The sequence below is a fragment of the Capnocytophaga sp. G1920 genome, from assembly GCF_051417515.1.
This window is the reverse complement of record NZ_JBPRKH010000024.1, coordinates 21,402-43,216: the sequence shown is the minus strand read 5'-3', so window position 1 is coordinate 43,216 and position 21,815 is coordinate 21,402. Positions and strand designations below refer to the sequence as shown.

The window sequence follows — 21,815 nt, the reverse complement described above, 5'->3', positions numbered from 1 at the left end:
CATTCCTGTTTCCTGACCAAGAATTTGAAAATAAGTCTTATAAACTTTATTCTCTAAAGTCGTTTCAGCAAAAGCCTCTTTAAGGGCTTTTAACTCCTTTTTAAGAGCTTGAAGCTCCCCGATTTCATCAATTGTTTCCACGCGTACTATTTTATTTAATAAGTGATCTTTGCCATACTTTTTGAGCCATTTTTGAATCGTTGTACTTCCTCCAATGCCGTACTTGCGTCGGCAGTTTTCAATACTCAATCCGTTTCTCTCAATCTCTTCTACGATACTCAACTTAAAGCAATCACTGTACCGAACTGTTTCTTTCCTCCCTTTTGTCATATCTTTTTATGGTTTTTAGTGTAAACCTATTTCAGGATATGACAGATACTACTAAAGCCTATCCACCATATTCCTACTGTAATAAACGAGATGCGCATAGTGGTGAGAGTCGTTTCAGCATCAGTAGTAGCAAAGCCTACCCATTGTGGTTTCATTACAATTATGAGGTTAAAAATAAGCAATAATACACTACCTGTATACCCTAAGCTGTAGCCTTTGGCACTTACGGCGTCGTACTGTTCAGGGAGAGCGATATCGGGTAAATAAGAATTATAGAATACGATACTCCCCCAAAAGCCTACTACGCCACAAAAATAGCACAAGAGTCCGAAGTAAATATGTTCTAAGGAAAACCAATATAACCCTACACAAGAGATAGCTCCTAAATAGCAGAAAAAGCGCATAAAGCTCTTTTTATTCCCTAAGTAATCGGCGATACCACTGAGGATAGGGGAGAGTACTACCACTACTGCAAAAGCTAAAGCGGTTACAAAAGCAATCACAGAAGTGCTTTTAATCACCATTCCAAAGAGCTCAATATGGGTGAGCTTTGCAATGCGAAATAACAATCCGTAGAAAATAGGGAAGATAGTAGAGACAATGGTGAGAGAATAGACAGAGTTAGCCCAATCGTAAAAAGCCCACGCATTGAGTAGTTTTTTATGTCCTCGTTCTAATGGTTTCATATTAATTTTGAGTGCGTTTTGCGCCTAACTTTTCAATAGAGTAAATCACACAGAAACCTATAATAGCCAATAAGATAGCGGTTAGGATTTGCGGATTGGTATTGGTGATTGTTTTGAAAGCCCAAGGCGATATGCTTTTTTCCCATATCACACTGCCATTAGTAGGGTCTGTTTCGAGAGTTTCTTTCCAAGGCCATACTTTGTTCAGTGACCCAATAATAAAGCCTGTGAGTCCTGCAAAGGTAAGGTTTCGGAATTTAGCAAATAACCATTTTAAAGCTTTTGAAAAGCTAAGAATACCTGTGATAGCTCCAATAGCAAAAACGCCAATCACTTTAAAATTCCAAGAACTAAGCGCATCTAAAACAGTGTGGTAAGCCCCCAGAAGCACCAATACAAAAGCTCCTGATATACCTGGGAGTATCATAGCGCAAATGGCTAAGGCACCACAGAAAAAGATAAAGATAATACTTTGGTTACTGCCATTTACCAAAGGAGGAATAACAGTGATAATATAAGCAACAATCCCTCCAACTATCATAGCTAAAACAGCAGCGAGATTCCAACGTTTTATTTCTTTTGTTAGGAAAAAGACACTTGCAATCATTAGTCCGAAGAAGAAAGACCATACCATTATGGGGTGATTTTCTAACAGCCATTTCATACCTTTGGCAAGCGAAAGGATACTGATACCTATCCCTGCAAAGAGAGCTACAAAGAAATTCCCATTGATGTGTTTCCAGAAAGCAACTAACCCTTTTGTAAAAAGGAGTTTGAAGGCTTGTAAGTTTACTTTGCTGATAGAATCGACTAACTCTTCATAAATACCCGAAATGAAGGCAATAGTTCCCCCTGAGACTCCTGGTACCACATCGGCAGCACCCATAGCGAGCCCTTTGAGGGTGATAAAAAAGTAATCTAAAAATGTACGTTTCATAAAGAACGGTTTCTGTTTCAATATTGAACTTAACGGGTGCAAAAGTAATAAAATAATATTCATTGACCAAAAAGATAGAAGTTTAAAAATCTTTGTTATTCACTTTGGGAGCAAGGTTAATGGTTAATGATTAATGGTTAGTGGTTAATGGTTAATGGAGAAATTGGGAGAGGATTATATAAAGCTTATAGGAAGCTTATAGGATAAACGAACGATGAGTGGGTCTACAGTGGCTCTACAGTGGGTCTACAATGGGTCTACAGTGGGTCTACAGTGGGTCTACAACGAACAAAAGACGAACAAAAGACGAACAAAAGACGAACAAAAGACGAACAAATGACGAACAAAAGACGAACAATGAACGAACAAATGACGAAGAAAAGATGAACGATGAACGAACAAATGACAGATTTAAATTAAGGATATAATGGAGGTAAGAAAGAGATTATTGGGAGCTTTCAACTTTACCAAAGTCTGAAACTTTGGCAAAGTCCATATTGTGAAAAGGGAGTGTAGCGAGGCAAAGACGGTGCGGGCTGTACGGACAGACGGACAAAAGATGAACCTTATGGGATAGTATGCAAAAGGTGTATTAAGAAGATGCTGGTAATCAATAGGTATTTTGGTGAATAGAAATACGGGAAATATACTTATTTTGCTGTTTTGCTTTTTGCTTTTCAGTTTTTTTTAGTAATTTTGCACCCAAAATAACAATGAATGAAAGAAACGGATATCATCATTATAGGGGCGGGACCTACGGGATTGTTTGCTGTGTTTGAGGCAGGATTGCTTAGGTTAAAATGTCATTTGATAGATACGCTCCCTCAGGTGGGCGGTCAGCTTACTGAGTTGTACCCCAAGAAGCCTATTTTTGATATACCAGGATACCCGAGTGTAGGGGCTTCGGAATTAGTAGATAATTTAATGGAGCAAATCAAGCAGTTTCAGCCTGAATTTACGCTTGGCGAAACAGCGATGACTCTTACTAAAAATGATGATGGTACTTTTGTGGTTACTACTGATAAAGGCACCCAAATAAAAGGGAAAGCTGTAGCTATTGCAGGAGGATTGGGTACTTTTGAACCTCGCAAGCCTGAACTGCCAAACCTTGAACAATACGAAGATAGGGGAGTGGCTTACTTTGTGAAACACCCCGAGAGTTACGCAGGCAAACACGTGGTGATAGCCGGAGGAGGCGACTCTGCACTCGATTGGAGTATTTACTTAGCCGAGAAAGTAGCAACGGCTTCGGTTACCTTAGTGCACCGCCGTAATGAGTTTCGCGGGGCATTGGATTCGGTTGAAAAAGTGAGAGCCCTCAAAGAGGCGGGGAAAATCAACTTAAAAACGCCTTATGAGGTAGTGGGATTAGGTGGAGAAAAGCATTTGGAGTCGGTAGTATTGGAGCAGGAAGGGGGCGAAAGAGAAACTCTTGTAGCTGATGCTTTTATACCTTTGTTTGGACTTACTCCTAAATTAGGACCTATTGCTACGTGGGGCGTGGAGATTGAAAGAAATGCTGTGAAGGTGAACAATGCCTTAGACTATCAAACTTGTATAGAGGGAGTATACGCCATAGGCGACGTAAATACTTACCCAGGAAAACTGAAACTGATACTTTGTGGCTTTCACGAAGCGACCTTAATGTGCCAAAGTGTGTACAACCGCATTTACCCTAATAAAAAATATGTGTTAAAATACACTACGGTAGTGGGTATAGACGGTTTTGACGGTTCTCGCAAAGAGGCTGAAAAGGCAGTGGTGAAAGCGATTTAGATGAGGTAAGAGATAAGAGGTAAAAGGTAAAAGAAATAAAAAAACTAATGATTAAATAAAAGGATATGCCCATAACACTAACTATTAATGAGACGAGTGCTTCAGCATTGGCTTTTGTGGAATATGCTAAAAAACTTAGTTTTGTACAGTATACAGAAACAAAGGATGATGATGCGTTGCCTAAAACTAAACGTTCGCTGACACCTAAAGAACAAAAATTCAAGAAGATGCTTTTGCAAGGAATGAAAGAAGTGAAAGCGGTGAGAGGGGGAAAAATGAAAGCGCGTGATTTAGATGAAGTCCTCAATGAATTGTAAATTTTTATCAGCTGCTACTTTTGACAAGAATACTATTCGGAATAATTGCTTCTAAAATACTAATAACTAAATATAAAATGAAGAGTATAAATGTACTATTAGCAAGTGTCTTATTGGCAGGTGGTGTTTCGCTACACGCCCAAATAGATACTTTGGGTAGTAAATCCCTACAACTGAAAGGGAAAGTAAAGAAAGTAGAGGATTATTCATTTCTTCTGGAAGCGAGTCCGAAAGGTACTAAAACCTTTGATGGGAACACTTATAATGTTTTTCCTTATTCCGAAGAATGGAAGGTGGAAAAAGACGAAAAGAAGCATTCTAAAACTAATATATCTTATCTGTTCGACAACGGAGGGCGCAATCTTGAAATTAAAACCTATAATGCCGAAAATCGACCTTTTGGAGGAATGCGCTTCTTTTATGACAAGAAAGGAAAAATCAATAAAAGTCAGTCGGTGTTTACCTTGGGAGACGGAGAACTGACGGTGAACCGACAGTATTTTTACAATGAGAAGAATCAGTTGGTAAAGATTGATGAGAATGATGGGGTGACCAATGAGTGGCTTATCACTATCACGTATAAATACGACGATTTAGGTAACTGTATTGAGAAGAATAAGGTAGCTAGCGTATCGGCATTGGAGAAAGATATTCAACGATATGAGCAGAAGAACCTTGTATTGGAACAGAAAATACGTCCGGAGTACACCAAAGAGAAGTCGTATAAATACAACAATATGAACAAGGTGAGCGAGACAGAGGAAAAAGTGCTCAACAAGAATGTGTTTTTAAAAACAGAGAACGAATACGACAAGGATAAGAATTTAACCAAAGCGACGTATATTAACCAAGCAGGACAAGAGACCGTATGCCAGCACAAATACAACAAAGCAGGGCAACTCATACAGACCATTTGTACGGCTAATGACGATCCTAACTTTTACGTAGAGACGAATTATATGTTTAACAAATTTGGAGAGACGCAGATTATTAAAACACGGAAAGGGGTAGCCTCGACCAAAGTGTATGATGAGCACAACTTGCTTACTGCTTATACTACTCCTGATTTCAATTATAAATACCGTTATACTTTTGATAAAATGGGTAACTGGACACAGATTATAATGTTTGAGAACGACAAGCCCGTTTGTGCTCGCGTTCGCAGAATAGAGTACTTCCCCGCAAAATAAATGAACGAGATACATCTTAAAATAACCGATCGCGAGGGGCTTCTATACGAAATAGAAGCCCCTACTGATATGAATATGAACCTTATGGAGGTAATGCGTGCTTATGAAATTGCCCAAGATGGCGAGATAGGCATCTGTGGTGGTATGGCAATGTGCGCCTCTTGCCAGTGCTATATTCAGAATGCAGAAGAGGTGTTGCTTCCTGAGATGTCAGCAGAAGAAGAAGCAATGCTTTCGGAGGCTTTTTACGTGAAGCCTAATAGTAGATTAGGTTGCCAAATTCCGATTACACCTGAAATAGATGGTTTGGAAGTGGTATTAGCACCATTTGCATAAGAAAGATAAAAAATATCGAGAAGTATTTTGTAGTTGAGCATTAAATTACTACTTTTGCGCTGTTTAAATATTAATTCGCCAAATATGTTAAAAAGGAATCTATTCTTATGGCTCTTTACAGTAGCTATAACATTCGGTGCTTCCGCTCAAAACTATGAGTGGAAAGAAGCTCAAGGAGGCGGTTACACTTATAAATATGTAACGCACGACCCCACCAATGCAAGGTTTTATACCTTGAAAAACGGACTTACAGTTATTTTGAGTCCTACGAATAAAGAACCTCGCATTCAGTGCTATGTAGCTGTGAAAGCAGGTAGTAAAACCGACCCTGCTACTAATACAGGGCTTGCACATTATTTAGAGCATTTGCTCTTTAAGGGAACTGATAAATACGGTTCACTTGATTGGGCTAAGGAAAAAGTAGAACTCGACAAAATCGACGCCCTCTACGAAGAGTACAATCACACCAAAGACCCTGCTAAACGCAAAGCTATCTATAAACTGATAGATTCGGTTTCAGGAGTAGCTAGTAAGTATGCTATCGCCAATGAGTACGATAAGATGATGACTGCTATGGGTGCACAAGGTACCAATGCTTTTACTTCGTTTGAAAAAACAGTGTATACTGACGATGTGCCTGCTAATGCTATCAACAAGTACATTACTGTACAAGCTGAACGCTTCCGCAACCCTGTACTTCGTATCTTCCATACTGAATTGGAGGCTGTATACGAAGAGAAAAACCGCTCTTTGGATAGCGACAATAGCGAGGTGTTTGAAACTCTCTTCTCTGAGCTATTCAAAAAGCACAATTATGGCTTGCAAACCACTATCGGTACGGTAGAGCATTTGAAAAATCCTTCACTGAAAGAAATTCGCAAATACTTCCATACCTATTACGTGCCCAACAATATGGCAGTAATATTGGCAGGAGATTTCAACCCTGATACTGTTATCGCTCAAATTGATAAGGCATTTAGCTATATGCAACCCAAAGCAGTGCCTCAATATACTTTTGAGAAAGAAGCTCCTATTACAGCACCTATCATTAAGAAGGTAGTAGGACCCGATGCCGAAAGCGTTTCGATGGCATTCCGCTTGCCTGGTAACCAAGATAAAGATGCTCTCTTAGCCGATTTAGTAGGGGAAATTCTTACTAATGGTAAAGCAGGTCTTATTGACTTGAACCTTGTAAAAAAACAAAAACTCCTTGGGGCAAGTGCCTTTGCTTATACGCTTATAGACTATGGCGTATTATACCTTTCTGGAAGACCTCTACAAGGGCAGTCGTTAGAACAAGTAAAAGACCTTATGTTGGGGGAAATAGAAAACCTCAAAAAAGGTAACTTTGATGATGACCTTATTCCTTCTATCATCAACAACTTGAAAAAGCAAACCATTCAAGCGACTGAGTCTTATGGCAACCGCGCTAATATGCTAATGTCAGCTTTTACTGATAACTTAGACTGGAAAGACCAAGTAGCGTATGTGAACAACCTTTCTAAACTCACCAAAGCTGATATCGTAGCTTTTGCCAATAAATATCTCGGTAATAACTACGTAGCTGTGTATAAAGAGAAAGGAACTCGCCCTAATGTAGAGAAGATTGAAAAACCGGCTATTACTCCTGTTGAGACCAATGCTGATAAACAATCAGCTTTTGTGAAAATGGTGAACGAGATGCCAAGTACTCCTGTAAAGCCTGTTTTCTTAGATTATAATAAAGACCTACAAAAAGGAAAATTAGGCAAAGCAGAAATACTTTACGTACAAAACAAAGACAATGAATTGTATCGCCTTACTTTCCGTTATAAAGTAGGTACTCTTAATGATTTGAAATTAGCAATAGCAGCTAATTATAGTCAGTTTTTGGGTACTGATAAAAAATCAGCTGAACAGCTTACCAAAGAATTCTATAAAATAGCTTCAAGCTTTAGAATTTCAAACAGTGACGAGTATACTACTGTAAATATAGAAGGTTTACAAGAAAACTTTGAAGCAGCTGTGAAACTTTACGAAGACTTTATTGCCAATATTAAAGTAGATGAAGAAGCCCTTAAAGCCTTGAAAGCTCGTGTAGTTAAATCGCGTATAGATGCCAAAGCTAATAGAAATGCTATTATGCAAGCTTTAACAAATTATGCAATGTATGGGGCTAAAAACAAATATAACTACACCTTCTCTGATGCCGAAATTGAGGCTATTACAGGGAAAGAGTTGGTAGATAAACTTAAAAACCTAAACAATGTAGAGCAAACAGTTATTTATTATGGACCTGCTACCCTTTCAGAACTTACTAATAAACTAAAAACTTTGCATAAAGTCCCTGCTAAGTTTGCTAAGGTAGCTCCTAAAAAAGAGTTTAAACAAGTAGAGCAAACTAAAAACCAAGTGCTCTTTGCCGATTATGAAATGGTACAAGCTGAAACCCGTTGGATACGCAATACCGTTCCTTTCAATCCAGCTGAAAGTACTGTAATTAGTGCGTTCAACAACTACTTCGGTGGGGGTATGGGTTCTTTGGTATTCCAAACCATTCGCGAAAGTAAAGCTTTGGCATATAGCACTTATGGTTTCTACGCTTCCCCAAGAAAGAAAGCTGATAAATACTATATGCTTGCCTATGTAGGTTCACAAGCTGATAAGTTTAAAGAAGCCGTTGAAGCAATGAATGAACTGCTCAATACAATGCCTGAATTGCCTGCTAATCTCCAATTAGCTAAACTACAAATCAAGCAAGAAATAGAAACCGAGCGCATTACACAAGACGGTATTATTTATAGCTATTTAGCCGCACAAGAATTGGGTCTTAAAGACGATATACGCAAGCAAGTATATCAAAATGTAGATGGTATTACAATGAAAGACATCAAAGCTTTCCACGACAAATATCTCTCTAAAAAACCTTATACTTATGTGATTTTAGCTTCAGAAAAGAAACTCTCAAAAGATGACCTCCAAAAAATAGGAGACTTTAAGAAGCTCTCATTAGAAGAACTCTTTGGATATTAGAATAAGAAAATATTTTTTATTTCTCATAATCAGTGTTAAAGTCGTGCGACTTTAACACTGATTATTTATATATAATACACTCATTTACAATACTCATCTAAAATATTTTAAAGATTTGTGATAAAAATATTTGGTAGTTATTATTATTATCCGTTACTTTGCACCACAAAGTACTTCATTATGGAAGAGAATAAATACTTAAACGACCTACACGAGATACGCCAGATGATGCGTAAGTCTACCCTTTTTCTTTCGCTTAGCGGACTTTCGGGGGTATTGGCAGGTGTGTATGCCCTGATAGGTGCAGCAGGGGTATATATGTTGTTGGAACATCATTACATCTATTATCCTTATGTGCTTATAGAAAGTCGTACCTTTAAAGCTATTATGACAATTGCATTAGCGGTGCTTGTAGCCTCATTGGTGACGGCTTACTTGTTTTCGGCGCGTAAGGCAAAACGCAGTGGGGAAAGCCTTGTGAATGCTACCGCCAAAAGGGCTTTGTATAACTTTGCTATTCCGCTACTTACGGGTGGGCTACTCAGTGTATTGCTCATCAAAAATGGGTACTACGGACTGCTTGCGCCAATGACGCTTATTTTTTACGGATTGGCGTGTGTGAATGTGAGCAAATACACCTTTGGAGATGTACATTATTTGGGAATTACCGAGATTGTGTTAGGCTTGTTAGCGGTATATTTTCCTGGTTACGGACTCTTGTTCTGGACATTAGGTTTTGGAGTATGCCACGTTCTCTATGGAGGCATTATGCACTTTAAATACGAACGCAATAAAGGAAAAGACCAACAGTGACATAAGTCGGGACGAATAAAGAAGAAAATTGAAGACTTTTTTAGCACATATCAATAAGGCTTTTGACCATCGCATTCGCTTAGCCATAATGTCGGTGTTGATGGTTAATGACAGTGCCGACTTTAATACCCTGAAAGAACTCTTAGGGGTAACCGACGGCAATCTGGCAAGCCATACCCGTGCCTTGGAAGCTGAAGAGTATATCACTATTGAAAAATCGTTTGTGGGAAGGAAGACGAATACGAGTTATAAGGTAACTGAAAAGGGGAAAGAGGCTTTTCAAGAACATTTGAATGCACTCGAGAAGATTATTGGGAAATTAGCAAATTAGCAGATTTGTCGATTTGCCCCCGAACCCCCGAAGGGGGACAATCCGTAAAGGAGAAACATCAACTCCTTTCTTTTTTATAGAGATACTTTGAAATGCAAAGTACTTTTATTATTGTTAATTATTAATTGTAAATTCAAATATTATGTATCCAGAAAAACCATCAACAACATCTAATGTATGGCAATCAAACACTTTTCGTTTGGTGCTTATTGGGGCACTTACTTTGGTATTGCTCATTCCGCTCTTATTAGTGCAAAACTTAGTGAGAGAGCGCAAAGAACGTCAGGAGGAGGTTATCAATGAGATTGATAGCAAGTGGGGGCGCGAGGTCTTTTTCTATGGACCTATCCTCAAAATTCCTTACAAAGTGTACAGCGACAAGAACAAAAACGCTTTTGAGACACAGTACGCTTATTTCTTCCCCGAGGAACTGAAAAATACTTCGAATGTAAAGACTGAGGTGAAGAAGCGTAACAACTACGAATCGGTGGTGTTTAATGCGTCTATGGACTTTACGGGTAGTTATGTGGCACCTAATTTTATAGCCAAAGGAATTCCTAACGAAGATATCAGTTGGGATAAGGCTACGATTCTCATTCGCACTACTAACCTCGCAAGTATTAAGAATGGGGTAAGCATTCAATTAGGTGGCAAGGATTACGCTTTTGAACCTATCTATGAGCAAAAAGACGACGAGGATTATTACTATGAAAATGATAGTAAGGCTAATGAGGTGGCATCGCTTGAAACAGGTTTTATCAACTATCAGGAGTTTTTGGCTAACCCTTCGTTTAGTTTTACGGTGCAGTACGACGGTAGTAAGAAAATAGCCATTGTGCCCATAGGGAAGACTACCGAGAGTACCCTTACCTCTAACTGGGCTAACCCCAGCTTTACAGGTAGCTTTTTGCCTTACACCAAACAGATAAACAGCAATGGGTTTAACGCTTCGTGGAAGGTGTTGCACATCAATCGTCCGTTTGCACAACAATCGTTTGGGAGTTTGCCGAACATTTCGCAATACACTTACGATGTAGATTTTATCATTCCCGTAGACCAATATCAGCAGAATGAACGCGCTACTAAATACGGTTATTTGGTGATATTTCTCACTTTCTTGATATTCTTCTTGATACAAAGCATTAGTAAGATAAAGATTCACATCTTCCAATACTCAATGATAGGCTTGGCATTGGTGTTGTTTTACACTTTGCTCATATCGATTACAGAACACAGTAGCTTCTCGTTTGCTTACTTTATATCATCGGTAATGACGGTAGGACTTATCAGTTTGTATTCGGTTTCTATACTGAAAAACAAGAAGTTCCCTACTTTTATAGGACTTTCATTAGCAGCACTCTACGGTTTTATTTACGTGATTATTCAGCTGGAAAGTTATGCTTTATTAGTGGGAAGTATAGGTTTATTTACCATTTTGGCTATTGTGATGTATGTGTCGCGGAAAGTGGAATGGTCGGATTCAGGTAAATAGGTAAAAGATAAAAGGTAAAAGGTAAAAAGGACTGTTAGAGAACATCTGGCAGTCTTTTTTTATACCATAATGCCAAAAATGCCAATAATACCAAGTTAATGACGGTGTGAGTCACACAAGCAGGTGTGAGCCACACGAGCAAATAAACAATAAACGAACAAAAGACGAACAAAAGACGAACAAAAGACGAACAAAAGACGAACAAAAGACGAACAAATGACGGTGCGAGCCGCACGGGCAGATAGAGAAAAGACGAAGGAAAGACAAACAAATGACAAAGAAATGATAAAGGATAAGGCTTGCAAAATAGTAGGAAAAGTGGAGTTTGTAGAAGGTGATTATGGGTAGTTGTTGAATAATAGAAATAAAAGTATTATCTTTGCACCCTTTTTAACTGATAATTCATAACTAAAAACATAAAACTCAAGTGGCTATAATAATAACTGACGATTGTATCAACTGCGGGGCTTGCGAACCCGAATGTCCTAACAATGCTATTTATGAAGGTGCTGACGATTGGCGTTATAGCGATGGTACGACCTTAAAGGGACGTGTGGTATTACCGAGCGGATTGGAAGTGGACGCGGACGAGCCCCAGAAAGCTATCAATGATGATATTTACTTTATCGTGGCGGACAAGTGTACTGAATGCATTGGTTTTCACGATGAACCCCAATGTGCTGCTGTATGTCCTGTGGATTGCTGTGTGCCCGATGATGCCTACCAAGAAACAGAAGAAGAACTTTTGGCTAAAAAACGCTTTATTCACGACGAAGAAGCGTAGTTTTACAAAAAAAGTAGTATATTTGTCCCCATACTTTTAAAAAAGAGTATCTATGAAAAAAGAAGTAACAGATGTATTGGTAATTGGCGCAGGTCCTTCGGGTTGTGTATCAGCAGCCTATTTGCATAACAACGGTGTGAAGGTGCGCGTGGTAGAGAAAACAAAATTCCCGCGCTTGGTAGTAGGTGAGAGCCTTATTCCGCGTGTGATGGATCATTTTGAGGAAGCGGGTTTTATGCCAGCCTTGGAAGCCCAAAAGTACGAAGTAAAATGGGGTGCCCGTTTTATTCGTGGGGAACAAGTATGTCAGTTTGATTTTGGCAAGAAGTACGGCAAAGGTTGGGATTGGACGTGGCAAGTGCCTCGTGCCGATTTCGATAATGTTTTGGCACAAGAGGTCATTCGAAAAGGAGTAAATCTCACTTTTGAAACCGAAGTTACCAATGTGCAATTCTTCCCCGACCATCAGGTCACTACGGTGAAAGACGCTAATGGCGAGGTGAGCGAAATTACCTCTAAATTTGTAATTGATGCCAGTGGTTATGGGCGTGTGTTGCCTCGCTTGTTAGACCTCAATTCGCCTTCGAAGTTAGACGACCACTCGTCTATTTTTACTCATATCAAAGAGGGGAAGGTACGTCCTGCGGGTGAAGAAGGTACGCTTATTTCATTTGATGTATTGGAGCGTGAAGTATGGCTATGGGTAATTCCGTTCTCTAACGGCAATACCAGCGTGGGCATTGTAGGACCTACGCACTATATCAACGCTTTGTCGGCTTCGGGAGATACCGAAGAAGCTCTTCGCAAAGCAATCAAACGTTCTGACTTCTACCGAGCACGCTTTGAACATTCGGATTTTCTGTTCAAGCCCAATAAGATACAAAGTTATTCCTGCTCGGTGAAAAAACTCTTTGGCGAAGGGTTTGTGCTCACGGGCAACAGTACCGAGTTCTTAGATCCTGTGTTCTCCTCAGGAGTGGCTTTTGCTACCGAATCGGGGATGTTGGCGGCTAAATTGGTAAAACGCGAACTTGCGGGTGAAAAAGTAGATTGGCAAAAGGAATACGCCGAGTATATGCAACGTGGTATAGAGGTGTTTACTTCTTATGTAAGAGAATGGTATACAGGCAATTTACAAACGCTCTTCTTTCATCAGCCAGGAAATGAAGAGGTGAAGAAGAAGATATGTTCGGTACTTGCGGGTTACGTGTGGGATACTACCAATCCGTTTGTAACCAAACACAAGCATATCATTGAAAATATGGCATATGCCATTGATAACGGTTTGGGAATGAAGGAGGCATAAACTTTTTTGGCTGAACGGTAAAAAAGTAGTACCTTTGTGCCCACTTAAATACTCTTATAACTCTTAATTTTAAACTCTAAACTAAAAAAGTGCAAACAGAAGAAAAAGAATTGTACCGCTTTGTAGAAGCGGGAGATTGGACAAATTCCCTTTCAGATAGTGAAATCGAAAAACTTTTAGTAGAGACTGATTTCTCTCGAGAGCAAACCGACGAGGGACGTGACTACTGCTATTTCTTACATAAATACAGCAAAATAGACGATAATAGTGCCTCTGACTATACGTTGATGGCTTATACCCTTACCCAACCCGAAAACTTGGAACGCGCTTCGATGTATGATATGATACTCGAAGAAAATGAGTATTTCAGTATACACCGCATCAGTGTGTATCGCAACGCTCAGCTAATTGACAAAACAGCTGATACTACTATAAAAGTATTGGACAACGAAGGGCAAAGCGGTCGTGGTATTATCAGCAGTTCTAAAAAACTGAACTTCTCCATCAAAGACCTTCACTTAGATGATATCCTTATTTTGGAAGACACCAAAGAAAAGGTATTTACTGAGAAAGAGTTCTTGCGTCGGGACTTTATGAAATACGTATATGTAACCCCAGATACTTATTGGGCGTACGGTAAATACCACTTCAAACTCATCAATAATCGCGACAAACGCGTGGCTTATAAAGATGTGTTTTTCCGCGACGAGCAAGGCAACGTAATCCCAAGTCAGGTGAAATACTTAGCACAAGGAGAAGCATTTGAGATAGTACAAGAAAACTACATCAACCCAGTAGACCCTAACCGCGAAATTTTCCCTTTTATAGACTTCGCTACTGATAGTACTTGGAAAGAACTTTCTAACTATATCTATCCGCTTTACGAAGAAGTGTTCAAAGCACAACCCGCTGATTTTGCCCCCGATTTGGTGGAGAAACTCAACGGTATGGCTACCCTCGACGAGAAATTGCAATACGCTATAGAGTTCGTACAAAACAACATCTACTACGTGTACAACGCCGATGAGATGAATGGACACAAACCGCAAGCACCTGCACTTACTTACCAAAATAAGCAAGGTGATTGTAAAGCGAAATGTGTATTGTTAAAATCAATCCTCAACTATCTCGGTGTAGAGGCTTCAGTGATATTGGTGAACTACAATTCTGATTATTACTTGCAATTCTATCTCCCTTCGTTACTTTCGTTCAATCACGTAGTGGTGAAAATCAATTACGAAGGTAAAGAATACTTTGTAGATGCCACAGCTCGTAACGAGTTTGGTAAATTGGAGAAACGCGCAGTGATTTCTTTTTGTCACTTTATGGAAATCTTGCCTGACCAAGAGTTACAAGTGCGCAAACCTACCCATTTCGACAATTTTTGTATAGATGAGCACATCACCTTAGAAGCCAAAGGCAATACGGGCAAAATACAACTGCTTACTACCTATCGTTACAATCGTGCAAACTCTATGCGCGGTTACTTTAAGTCGAGCAACAAAAACGAACGTTTGGACAGCTGGAACAACTCCTTGTTCTATGCGCTCAACTATGTGAACGACCGCAAAGGCAAAGATTTCCGCGAGATTTTCAAAGATGCTACTTTGCAAATAGTGAAGGACGATAAGGTGGAAAATGAATTTGTAGTGAAGTACGAAGCAACTATTGAACAGCCTTATTTTATAGACAATGAAGGTCGTCGTTTCTTGATGTACTACGATGGTAGTGTATTGAAAAATAGTATTCGTGAACACCAGCACAGCGATGCGAGCTTCTGGCACAACTTCGATAGTGAGCGTTACGAAATAGAGCTCAAAACTGATGAAAATATCGATACTAAGGAAAAATACACCGTACAAGAGTGTGATATCGAAAATGAGTATTTCACCCATAAAACCCAAAAGTTTATCACTAAAAACTCTGGTAAGGTGATTGTGGAGTACAATCCGCTCACGAATATCGAATTGCCATTAGATAAATTGGAACCTATTCGCGAAGATTATCACACTATGGCTGATAGTAATTTTGGTATCGGTATCGATGTAGTAGAAAAAGGATTCTTAAATTCCTTAAAACGACTTTTTAAATAAGGAAATTTACATACAACTTTGCCAAAGGTGTGAGCCACACGGGCATTAGAACCCTTGGTAAAGTTTTATTAACAAAAATAATGAGTGCACTTATTCCAACCATAGAAACCCAATCGGAAGCCGAGATTGTAGCTTTTCAAGAAGAAAAACTGCGAGAGCTATTGCAATATCTCAATGAAAAATCGGTCTTTTATCAAAATCTCTTCCGCAAGCACCATATCCGTATAGAGGATATCCGCACCCTTGCCGATTTACAAAAAATACCCACAACCCATAAAGATGATTTGCAACGCGAGAACGACGCTTTCCTCTGCGTACCTAAAACTGCTATTGTAGACTATGCTTCAACCTCAGGCACTATGGGAACGCCCGTTACTTTTGGTCTCACCGATAAGGATTTAGACCGTTTGGCGTACAACGAAGCTATCTCATTGGCTTGTGCAGGCATTCAAAAAGGCGATGTAGTCCAACTGATGACCACTATCGACCGTCGTTTTATGGCAGGCTTAGCTTATTTCTTAGGCATACGCAAAATGGGGGCAAGCATCATTAGGGTAGGGGCAGGAATACCCGAATTGCAATGGGATTCTATCCGATTGTACGAACCTAAATATCTTATTGCCGTTCCTTCCTTTGTGCTGAAAATGATAGAATATGCCGAAAAGAATGATATCGACTATCGCGCTTCTTCCGTAAAGGGAGTAGTGTGTATAGGCGAGGCGTTGCGTAATCAGGATTTTAGCCCTACGCTCTTAGCGAAAAAGATTACTGAAAAATGGCAGGGATTACAACTTTACTCCACTTATGCTTCTACCGAGATGAGCACTACTTTTACCGAGTGTGAGTACCAACACGGAGGGCATCACCACCCTGAGCTCATCATCACTGAGGTATTAGACGACGAAGGACATCCCGTACCCGATGGTGAGAGTGGCGAGCTCACGATTACCACTTTAGGAGTGGAAGGTATGCCACTGTTGCGTTTTCGAACAGGCGATATAGTAGCGATGCACAGTACCCCTTGTAAATGTGGGCGACATACGGCACGAGTGAGCCCTGTACTCGGTCGCAAACAGCAGATGATCAAATACAAAGGAACTACTCTTTACCCACCAGCCCTAATGGATTTGCTTACGGGTTTTGAAGCCATAGAGAATTACATTATAGAAATCAATACCAATGATATCCTCACCGATGAAATCCTTATCAAAATAGGGACAAAAACTCCTACTGAAGCCCTTCGTGAGCAGATAAGTCATCACTTCCGTGCTAAACTCAGGGTAGTACCTAAGATTGAGTTCTGCGATATAGCCCTCATTGAGCAGCAGCTCTATCCGTTGGGCAGTCGCAAACCGATGAAATTTGTAGATAAACGCAAACCGTTAAATTAAATTGTATATGAAAACAAAAAAACTATTAGCAAATCTTATTTTTATGTGTTACTTTAGCTGTAACAGCCCAAGATTTTCAAGAATAGAGATTTGTTAAATCTTTATCTAACTCCATTCGATTGAAAGCAAAAAGCCCTTTTTCTATTTCTCGAGCTGTTTTGTTATGTTCTCTTGCAAGTTTTCTTATAAAATCTAAATAATTAAGCCAGCTATTAGAAGTAATAACTTTCCATTCAATTTTGTAAAGAGTCTTTAAAGCTTGCATACAGCGTTCATCAATAATGGGATAGTTATTATCACTATCTGTTACGCTTAAAATTGCAGAAGCAACTGGGATTCTTACACCTTTGAGTTCTGTAAGCTTCTCTATTTTTTTCTTTTCATCACTTTCTGCAAAGGCTTCTTTGGTGATTTTCTTTACAAGGGTTGCATCGTTGGAATCATATCTTTTTTTAGCGCGGCGTGATTTCCACAAGCAAATTTGCATAAATTGTTTTTTTGTGAGAAAGCCCTTTTTACGCCATTTTTTCCCACGTTTGTAAAGTTCTTTTTCTACATCGTAAGACTTTATGTAGAAGTCTAATTTTTCAATAAATTTATTCATTTTAATTCTTTTAGTACTTTATTTTTTAGAAGTAAAAATTTCTCATAAGAGTTGTAAGGAGCTCCTTCTTTAACTCTTTCACTATATGTATCGAATAATTTTTTTAGTTCTTCATTAGATATGTTTGCCATTTTGCCTACAAAGTAGAAAAAAAGACATTGGTCATAAAGGTAAGGTTTAGTCTCTATATTTTCTTGAACTACCCAATTGTATACTTTTTTGATGTCATAACATTCATTGAGAAAAGGTATCATAATAGTTTTATAATATTCTTCCCATTCTTTAAAAAGTTCCTCAGGTTCTTTATTGCGTATCATAGTGTGTTTTCTAAGTTCCTCAGGTGTCAAACGTCTACCAAAAGAATATTTGTCTGGGATCTCAGAAAAAGTACACCCTATTAATTCACTGTGAAAAGGGCTAATACCTAATGCTTTCAACTGCTCTAAAACTAAGAGATTCCGATAGTTTACGTAGGTTGTGAACCTATTTCTCGTATAGCGAAGACCAATTTCAAACTGATGCTCTCCCTCTGTTTTGGTGAAAAACATAAAAGAAGGTCTATCATCTTTATCTGACTCATATCCTTCGTCAGTTAATTTTTTATAAACCTTTTTTACAAATTCTTCCAAATATATAACCGTTCTCATTGTAGAATGATTTTTCGCCAAAAGTAAGAAAAATAACCTTCAAAAACAAGAAAAAGCTGTTTTTTTTTGATAATTATCAATTGTCAATTATCAATTGTTTCTCCCATTCTTCAAAAAACTTAGGCTTATACAGCGATAAGCTATTATCTTTTAATGAAGTAAATACTTGTACAGTTTCTCCCGTACAAACCAACTCATTGGCTTCGTTGTAGATAAAATACTGAAAGATGAGTTTCGCTACATTAGTGGGAATATAGTGAGTTTCAATACGCAAACGTTCGCCATAGCGCACCATCTTCTTGTGTTCGCATACACTCTTCACAATAGGTGTTGCATAGCCTTCGCGCTCTACATCAAGGTAAGAAATACCGTACTTTCTCCCAAAGGCTTCTCGTCCGTCTTCAAAATATTTGATGTAGTTGCCGTGCCACACAATACCAAGTGGGTCGGTTTCGCTAAAGCGTACCGTAATAATAAGGCTCTCAGATAAATTCGCAGGTTTATACGTTTCTTTTGGCTTTGTCATAATAAATAGAGATAAGAATACAACTGATGAAAAAGAGCAGTAAAGCGCCTATTTTAGGTAGCAAACTACTCGCAGAACCGCCTCTTAACAATACCTCGTAGAAAGCTTGTAATCCCCAGTTCATAGGGGAAATGTTAGAAAGCAATTGCATAATGTGGGGCATTGCAAAGGTAGGTATCCACACGCCCCCAATGGCTGCAAAAAGCACTGTGAGGGTAGCTCCCAAAGGCGCTGATTGTTCTTGGGTTTTTGCCAAAGTCCCTAAGAGTACCCCCAAACCTATCGCCGAAAGCCCTGACACTATGGCGACTAATAACAAGGATAAAAGTTTACCTCCCACATCCAACATTGGTAAGCCTAAATAAGGAAATACAAACACGCCCATTACTACCATCAAAGCGAATTGTAGTAAGCTAATCATCAGAAAAACAATGATTTTAGCGGTGAGTAATGCCCAGTAGGGTAGGGGACTCGTAAAGAGTCGGAGTCCTGTGCCTTGTGTTTTTTCCTTTACAATACTCGCCGATAGCGGTATGGTAATGAAGAAGATAGCAAAGAGAGCCCACGCGGGTACATTGTGCTGGGTAGCGTTGGGGATAGTAGCAGTAGCGGTATTAGGATTGATTTCTCTAAAACTTACTAACGCTTCTGTTTTTGGTAAACGCACCCCTTCCTCTAACTGACTCTCAAAGGCTTTATAAATAAACTGATTTTCTATTTGGTATAGCAATTTGTCAATACCACTCTTCACACTTTCTTTAAACGAAGTCTGCAAAGTAGGGTCAAAATAGAGGCGTATTTCTTTGGTAGTATAAGCCGTTTCAGTAGGCGTTACGGTCTCGCCTGCAAAAGTGTTGATAATCGTCTCAACATTCTGTTGCACTTTATTTTGCAAGCTGGAGGAGAGTTCAGCGGGAATTACAATAGCCAGCAGATAGTTGCCTTTCAGCACCTGATCACGTGCCATAGATTCACCAATAGGTTTGCCGTCTAATGTCTTCACTATATGGAAAGCACTTCCTTCTAAACTCTTACTGATGTTTTTGGCAATTTTACCGCCATCGTTATCTACTAACAGAACGGCTGTTTTCTGCTCACTGATATTCTTAAAAGCTCCGTCCTGCAATAGTGTAATGGTTACCACTAATAGTAATGGCATTGCAAAGAGAATGATAAGTGCCCCCACATCGCGAAGTAGCAATAAGGCTTCTTTTTTTATAGATTGAAACATAACGGTTTGAATAGGGGGCAAAGATAGTAAATAAATACCAAATGATTCCTATAATATCAGAAAAGACAATAACTGTCAATTTACGAATTTGCTAAATTGCTAATTACTTCGTACTTTTGCACCCTCAAATTTTTAAAACACAAATTATACCTATGACCGCTATTAGAAATATAGCTATTATTGCCCACGTAGACCACGGCAAAACTACCTTAGTAGACAAGATTTTACACCACTGCGCTCTCTTCCGCGAAAATCAAGATTCAGGCGAACTGATATTAGATAATAACGACCTCGAACGCGAACGAGGAATTACTATTCTCTCTAAAAATGTTTCAGTAGTTTATAAAGACATCAAAATAAACATTATCGATACACCTGGACACGCCGATTTTGGTGGGGAGGTTGAGCGTGTACTCAATATGGCTGATGGCGTGCTCTTGCTTGTCGATGCTTTTGAAGGTCCTATGCCACAAACGCGTTTTGTACTCCAAAAGGCTATAGAGATGAAGTTGAAACCCATTGTGGTAATCAACAAAGTTGATAAAGAAAACTGTACTCCTGATGAGGTACACGAAGCTGTATTCGATCTTATGTTTGAACTCGGTGCTGAAGATTGGCAGTTAGATTTTCCTACGGTATATGGTTCAGCTAAACAAAATTGGATGTCAGAAGATTGGCATAAGAGAACTGATAGTATTGCACCCCTACTCGATATGGTGGTAAAGTATATTCCAGCTCCTCAAATAGAAGAAGGTAGCTTGCAAATGCTTATTACTTCATTAGATTATTCTAGTTTTACAGGACGTATTGCTATTGGTCGTTTGCACCGTGGTACCCTAAAATCGGGTATGAATATTTCATTAGTAAAACGCGACGGAACAATTGTAAAATCTAAAATTAAAGAGCTACACCTCTTTGATGGTTTAGGTCGTAAGAAAGTAGAAGAAGTACAAGCAGGCGACATTTGTGCGATTGCAGGTTTAGAAGGCTTTGAAATTGGTGATACTATCGCCGATTACGAAAAACCCGAAGCACTTCCTACTATTGCTATCGATGAACCTACTATGAGTATGCTCTTCACTATCAACGATTCTCCTTTCTTTGGTAAAGACGGGAAGTTTGTAACCTCTCGCCATATCAAAGAACGTTTAGAGCGTGAATTAGAAAAAAACCTCGCTTTACGCGTAGAACCTACTGATAGTGCCGATAAGTTTATCGTTTATGGTCGTGGGGTTTTGCACCTTTCAGTACTCATTGAAACAATGCGTCGTGAAGGTTATGAATTGCAAATTGGTCAGCCACAGGTTATCATCAAAGAGATTGATGGAGTGAAATGCGAACCTATAGAAGAACTTACTATTGATTTGCCTGAGAATGTAAGTGGTAAAGCAGTAGATTTAGTTACCCTTCGCAAGGGCGAAATGCTAAGTATGGAACCTAAAGGTGAACGTATGATTATTAAGTTTATCATTCCGTCTCGCGGTATCATTGGTTTGCGTAACCAATTACTCACAGCTACTGCTGGTGAAGCTATTATTCACCACCGTTTCTTGGAGTTCCAACCTTTCAAAGGTGAAATAGCAGGGCGTATTAATGGTTCGCTTATTTCTATGGAGCAAGGTACTGCTATACCTTATTCTCTCGACAAATTGCAAGACCGAGGCAAATTCTTCATCTTCCCTGGTGAAGATATTTATACAGGACAAGTAATCGGTGAAAACTCTCGTAGTGGAGATATCGTAGTAAATGTAACGAAGACTAAAAAACTTACTAACGTACGTGCTGCGGGCTCTGATGAAAAAGTAAAATTAGCACCGCCTATTAAGTTTTCTTTAGAAGAAGCCTTGGAATATATCCAAAAAGATGAGTATGTAGAAGTAACTCCTAAAAATATGCGCTTACGCAAAATCTACTTAGATGAGAATGAACGCAAACGCCACGAAAAGGAGTTTAAGTAATCTTTAATATTTAATAAAAGAAAGCCTCAGTATATAAAAATACTGAGGCTTTCTT

At 39.1% G+C, this 21,815-nt stretch carries 21 protein-coding genes and 1 pseudogene; 15 read left to right on the top strand and 7 right to left on the bottom strand.

Going from position 1 to position 21,815, the window contains the following annotated elements:
* From ACSQ7D_RS11560 to ACSQ7D_RS11550, 3 genes and pseudogenes are all read right to left on the bottom strand, one after another.
* Positions 1 to 330, bottom strand: a 330-nt coding sequence (locus tag ACSQ7D_RS11560) for a transposase (RefSeq protein ID WP_437136260.1), incomplete at its 3' end; no start/stop codon positions are given.
* Positions 331 to 374: 44 nt separating this feature from the next.
* A pseudogene (locus ACSQ7D_RS11555) lies at positions 375 to 1,016 on the bottom strand (MFS transporter); the annotation flags it as partial.
* A 1-nt stretch (position 1,017) separates the two neighbouring features.
* A complete protein-coding gene (locus tag ACSQ7D_RS11550) occupies positions 1,018 to 1,953 on the bottom strand; it encodes a DUF368 domain-containing protein (protein WP_437136333.1) in 936 nt (311 codons plus the stop codon).
* A gap of 218 nt (positions 1,954 to 2,171) precedes the next feature.
* On the opposite strand from ACSQ7D_RS11550, the gene ACSQ7D_RS11545 reads away from it, so the two are divergent.
* From ACSQ7D_RS11545 to ACSQ7D_RS11480, 14 genes are all read left to right on the top strand, one after another.
* Positions 2,172 to 2,381, top strand: a complete 210-nt coding sequence (locus ACSQ7D_RS11545) for a hypothetical protein (RefSeq protein ID WP_437136332.1) — start codon at positions 2,172 to 2,174, stop codon at positions 2,379 to 2,381.
* Positions 2,382 to 2,670: 289 nt separating this feature from the next.
* Entirely contained in the window at positions 2,671 to 3,729 is a 1,059-nt protein-coding gene (locus ACSQ7D_RS11540) for an NAD(P)/FAD-dependent oxidoreductase (RefSeq protein ID WP_437136331.1), read from the top strand.
* A 65-nt stretch (positions 3,730 to 3,794) separates the two neighbouring features.
* Positions 3,795 to 4,046 (top strand): hypothetical protein, encoded by a 252-nt coding sequence (locus tag ACSQ7D_RS11535; RefSeq protein WP_009420942.1) that lies wholly within the window; start codon positions 3,795 to 3,797, stop codon positions 4,044 to 4,046.
* A gap of 77 nt (positions 4,047 to 4,123) precedes the next feature.
* Positions 4,124 to 5,236 carry a sugar-binding protein gene (locus ACSQ7D_RS11530; RefSeq protein WP_437136330.1) on the top strand — a complete coding sequence of 371 codons (1,113 nt, stop codon included), beginning with the start codon at positions 4,124 to 4,126 and terminating at the stop codon, positions 5,234 to 5,236.
* Positions 5,237 to 5,572 carry a 2Fe-2S iron-sulfur cluster-binding protein gene (locus ACSQ7D_RS11525; RefSeq protein ID WP_002672959.1) on the top strand — a complete coding sequence of 112 codons (336 nt, stop codon included), beginning with the start codon at positions 5,237 to 5,239 and terminating at the stop codon, positions 5,570 to 5,572.
* 84 nt (positions 5,573 to 5,656) lie between these two features.
* Positions 5,657 to 8,584 carry a M16 family metallopeptidase gene (locus ACSQ7D_RS11520; protein WP_437136329.1) on the top strand — a complete coding sequence of 976 codons (2,928 nt, stop codon included), beginning with the start codon at positions 5,657 to 5,659 and terminating at the stop codon, positions 8,582 to 8,584.
* 180 nt (positions 8,585 to 8,764) lie between these two features.
* A complete protein-coding gene (locus ACSQ7D_RS11515) occupies positions 8,765 to 9,397 on the top strand; it encodes a DUF308 domain-containing protein (protein ID WP_437136334.1) in 633 nt (210 codons plus the stop codon).
* Positions 9,398 to 9,425: 28 nt separating this feature from the next.
* Complete coding sequence (locus tag ACSQ7D_RS11510) at positions 9,426 to 9,728, top strand: winged helix-turn-helix domain-containing protein (RefSeq protein WP_002672954.1); 303 nt, start codon at positions 9,426 to 9,428, stop codon at positions 9,726 to 9,728.
* A 142-nt stretch (positions 9,729 to 9,870) separates the two neighbouring features.
* Positions 9,871 to 11,220, top strand: coding sequence for a cell envelope integrity protein CreD (gene creD, locus ACSQ7D_RS11505; protein ID WP_437136328.1), 1,350 nt, complete (start codon positions 9,871 to 9,873; stop codon positions 11,218 to 11,220).
* Positions 11,221 to 11,436: 216 nt separating this feature from the next.
* Complete coding sequence (locus tag ACSQ7D_RS11500) at positions 11,437 to 11,568, top strand: hypothetical protein (RefSeq protein ID WP_437136327.1); 132 nt, start codon at positions 11,437 to 11,439, stop codon at positions 11,566 to 11,568.
* 79 nt (positions 11,569 to 11,647) lie between these two features.
* Positions 11,648 to 12,004: a 4Fe-4S binding protein gene (locus ACSQ7D_RS11495; RefSeq protein ID WP_437136326.1), complete on the top strand. Its 357-nt coding sequence runs from the start codon at positions 11,648 to 11,650 to the stop codon at positions 12,002 to 12,004.
* Between the two features lie 52 nt (positions 12,005 to 12,056).
* Positions 12,057 to 13,310, top strand: coding sequence for an NAD(P)/FAD-dependent oxidoreductase (locus ACSQ7D_RS11490; RefSeq protein ID WP_437136325.1), 1,254 nt, complete (start codon positions 12,057 to 12,059; stop codon positions 13,308 to 13,310).
* A gap of 89 nt (positions 13,311 to 13,399) precedes the next feature.
* Positions 13,400 to 15,403, top strand: coding sequence for a hypothetical protein (locus tag ACSQ7D_RS11485; RefSeq protein WP_437136324.1), 2,004 nt, complete (start codon positions 13,400 to 13,402; stop codon positions 15,401 to 15,403).
* A gap of 80 nt (positions 15,404 to 15,483) precedes the next feature.
* On the top strand, positions 15,484 to 16,794 hold the full coding sequence (locus tag ACSQ7D_RS11480; protein WP_437136323.1) for a phenylacetate--CoA ligase family protein: 1,311 nt from the start codon (positions 15,484 to 15,486) through the stop codon (positions 16,792 to 16,794).
* A 76-nt stretch (positions 16,795 to 16,870) separates the two neighbouring features.
* Here the strand turns inward: ACSQ7D_RS11480 and ACSQ7D_RS11475 are convergent, their stop codons facing one another.
* The 4 genes from ACSQ7D_RS11475 to ACSQ7D_RS11460 all read right to left on the bottom strand — a co-directional run bounded on the left by ACSQ7D_RS11475 (position 16,871) and on the right by ACSQ7D_RS11460 (position 19,802).
* Positions 16,871 to 17,398 (bottom strand): hypothetical protein, encoded by a 528-nt coding sequence (locus tag ACSQ7D_RS11475; RefSeq protein WP_009418101.1) that lies wholly within the window; start codon positions 17,396 to 17,398, stop codon positions 16,871 to 16,873.
* Positions 17,395 to 18,045 (bottom strand): hypothetical protein, encoded by a 651-nt coding sequence (locus ACSQ7D_RS11470; RefSeq protein WP_437136322.1) that lies wholly within the window; start codon positions 18,043 to 18,045, stop codon positions 17,395 to 17,397. Before ACSQ7D_RS11470 ends, ACSQ7D_RS11475 begins: the two co-directional genes overlap by 4 nt.
* 76 nt (positions 18,046 to 18,121) lie before the next feature.
* Entirely contained in the window at positions 18,122 to 18,571 is a 450-nt protein-coding gene (locus ACSQ7D_RS11465; RefSeq protein WP_437136321.1) for an acyl-CoA thioesterase, read from the bottom strand.
* Positions 18,546 to 19,802 (bottom strand): ABC transporter permease, encoded by a 1,257-nt coding sequence (locus ACSQ7D_RS11460; protein ID WP_437136320.1) that lies wholly within the window; start codon positions 19,800 to 19,802, stop codon positions 18,546 to 18,548. Before ACSQ7D_RS11460 ends, ACSQ7D_RS11465 begins: the two co-directional genes overlap by 26 nt.
* 152 nt (positions 19,803 to 19,954) lie before the next feature.
* Between ACSQ7D_RS11460 and typA the strand changes: the two genes are divergently transcribed.
* The gene (typA, locus tag ACSQ7D_RS11455) at positions 19,955 to 21,760 is read left to right on the top strand and encodes a translational GTPase TypA (RefSeq protein WP_009410703.1); all 1,806 of its coding nucleotides are present in this window, start codon (positions 19,955 to 19,957) and stop codon (positions 21,758 to 21,760) included.
* Positions 21,761 to 21,815: the final 55 nt, after the last annotated feature.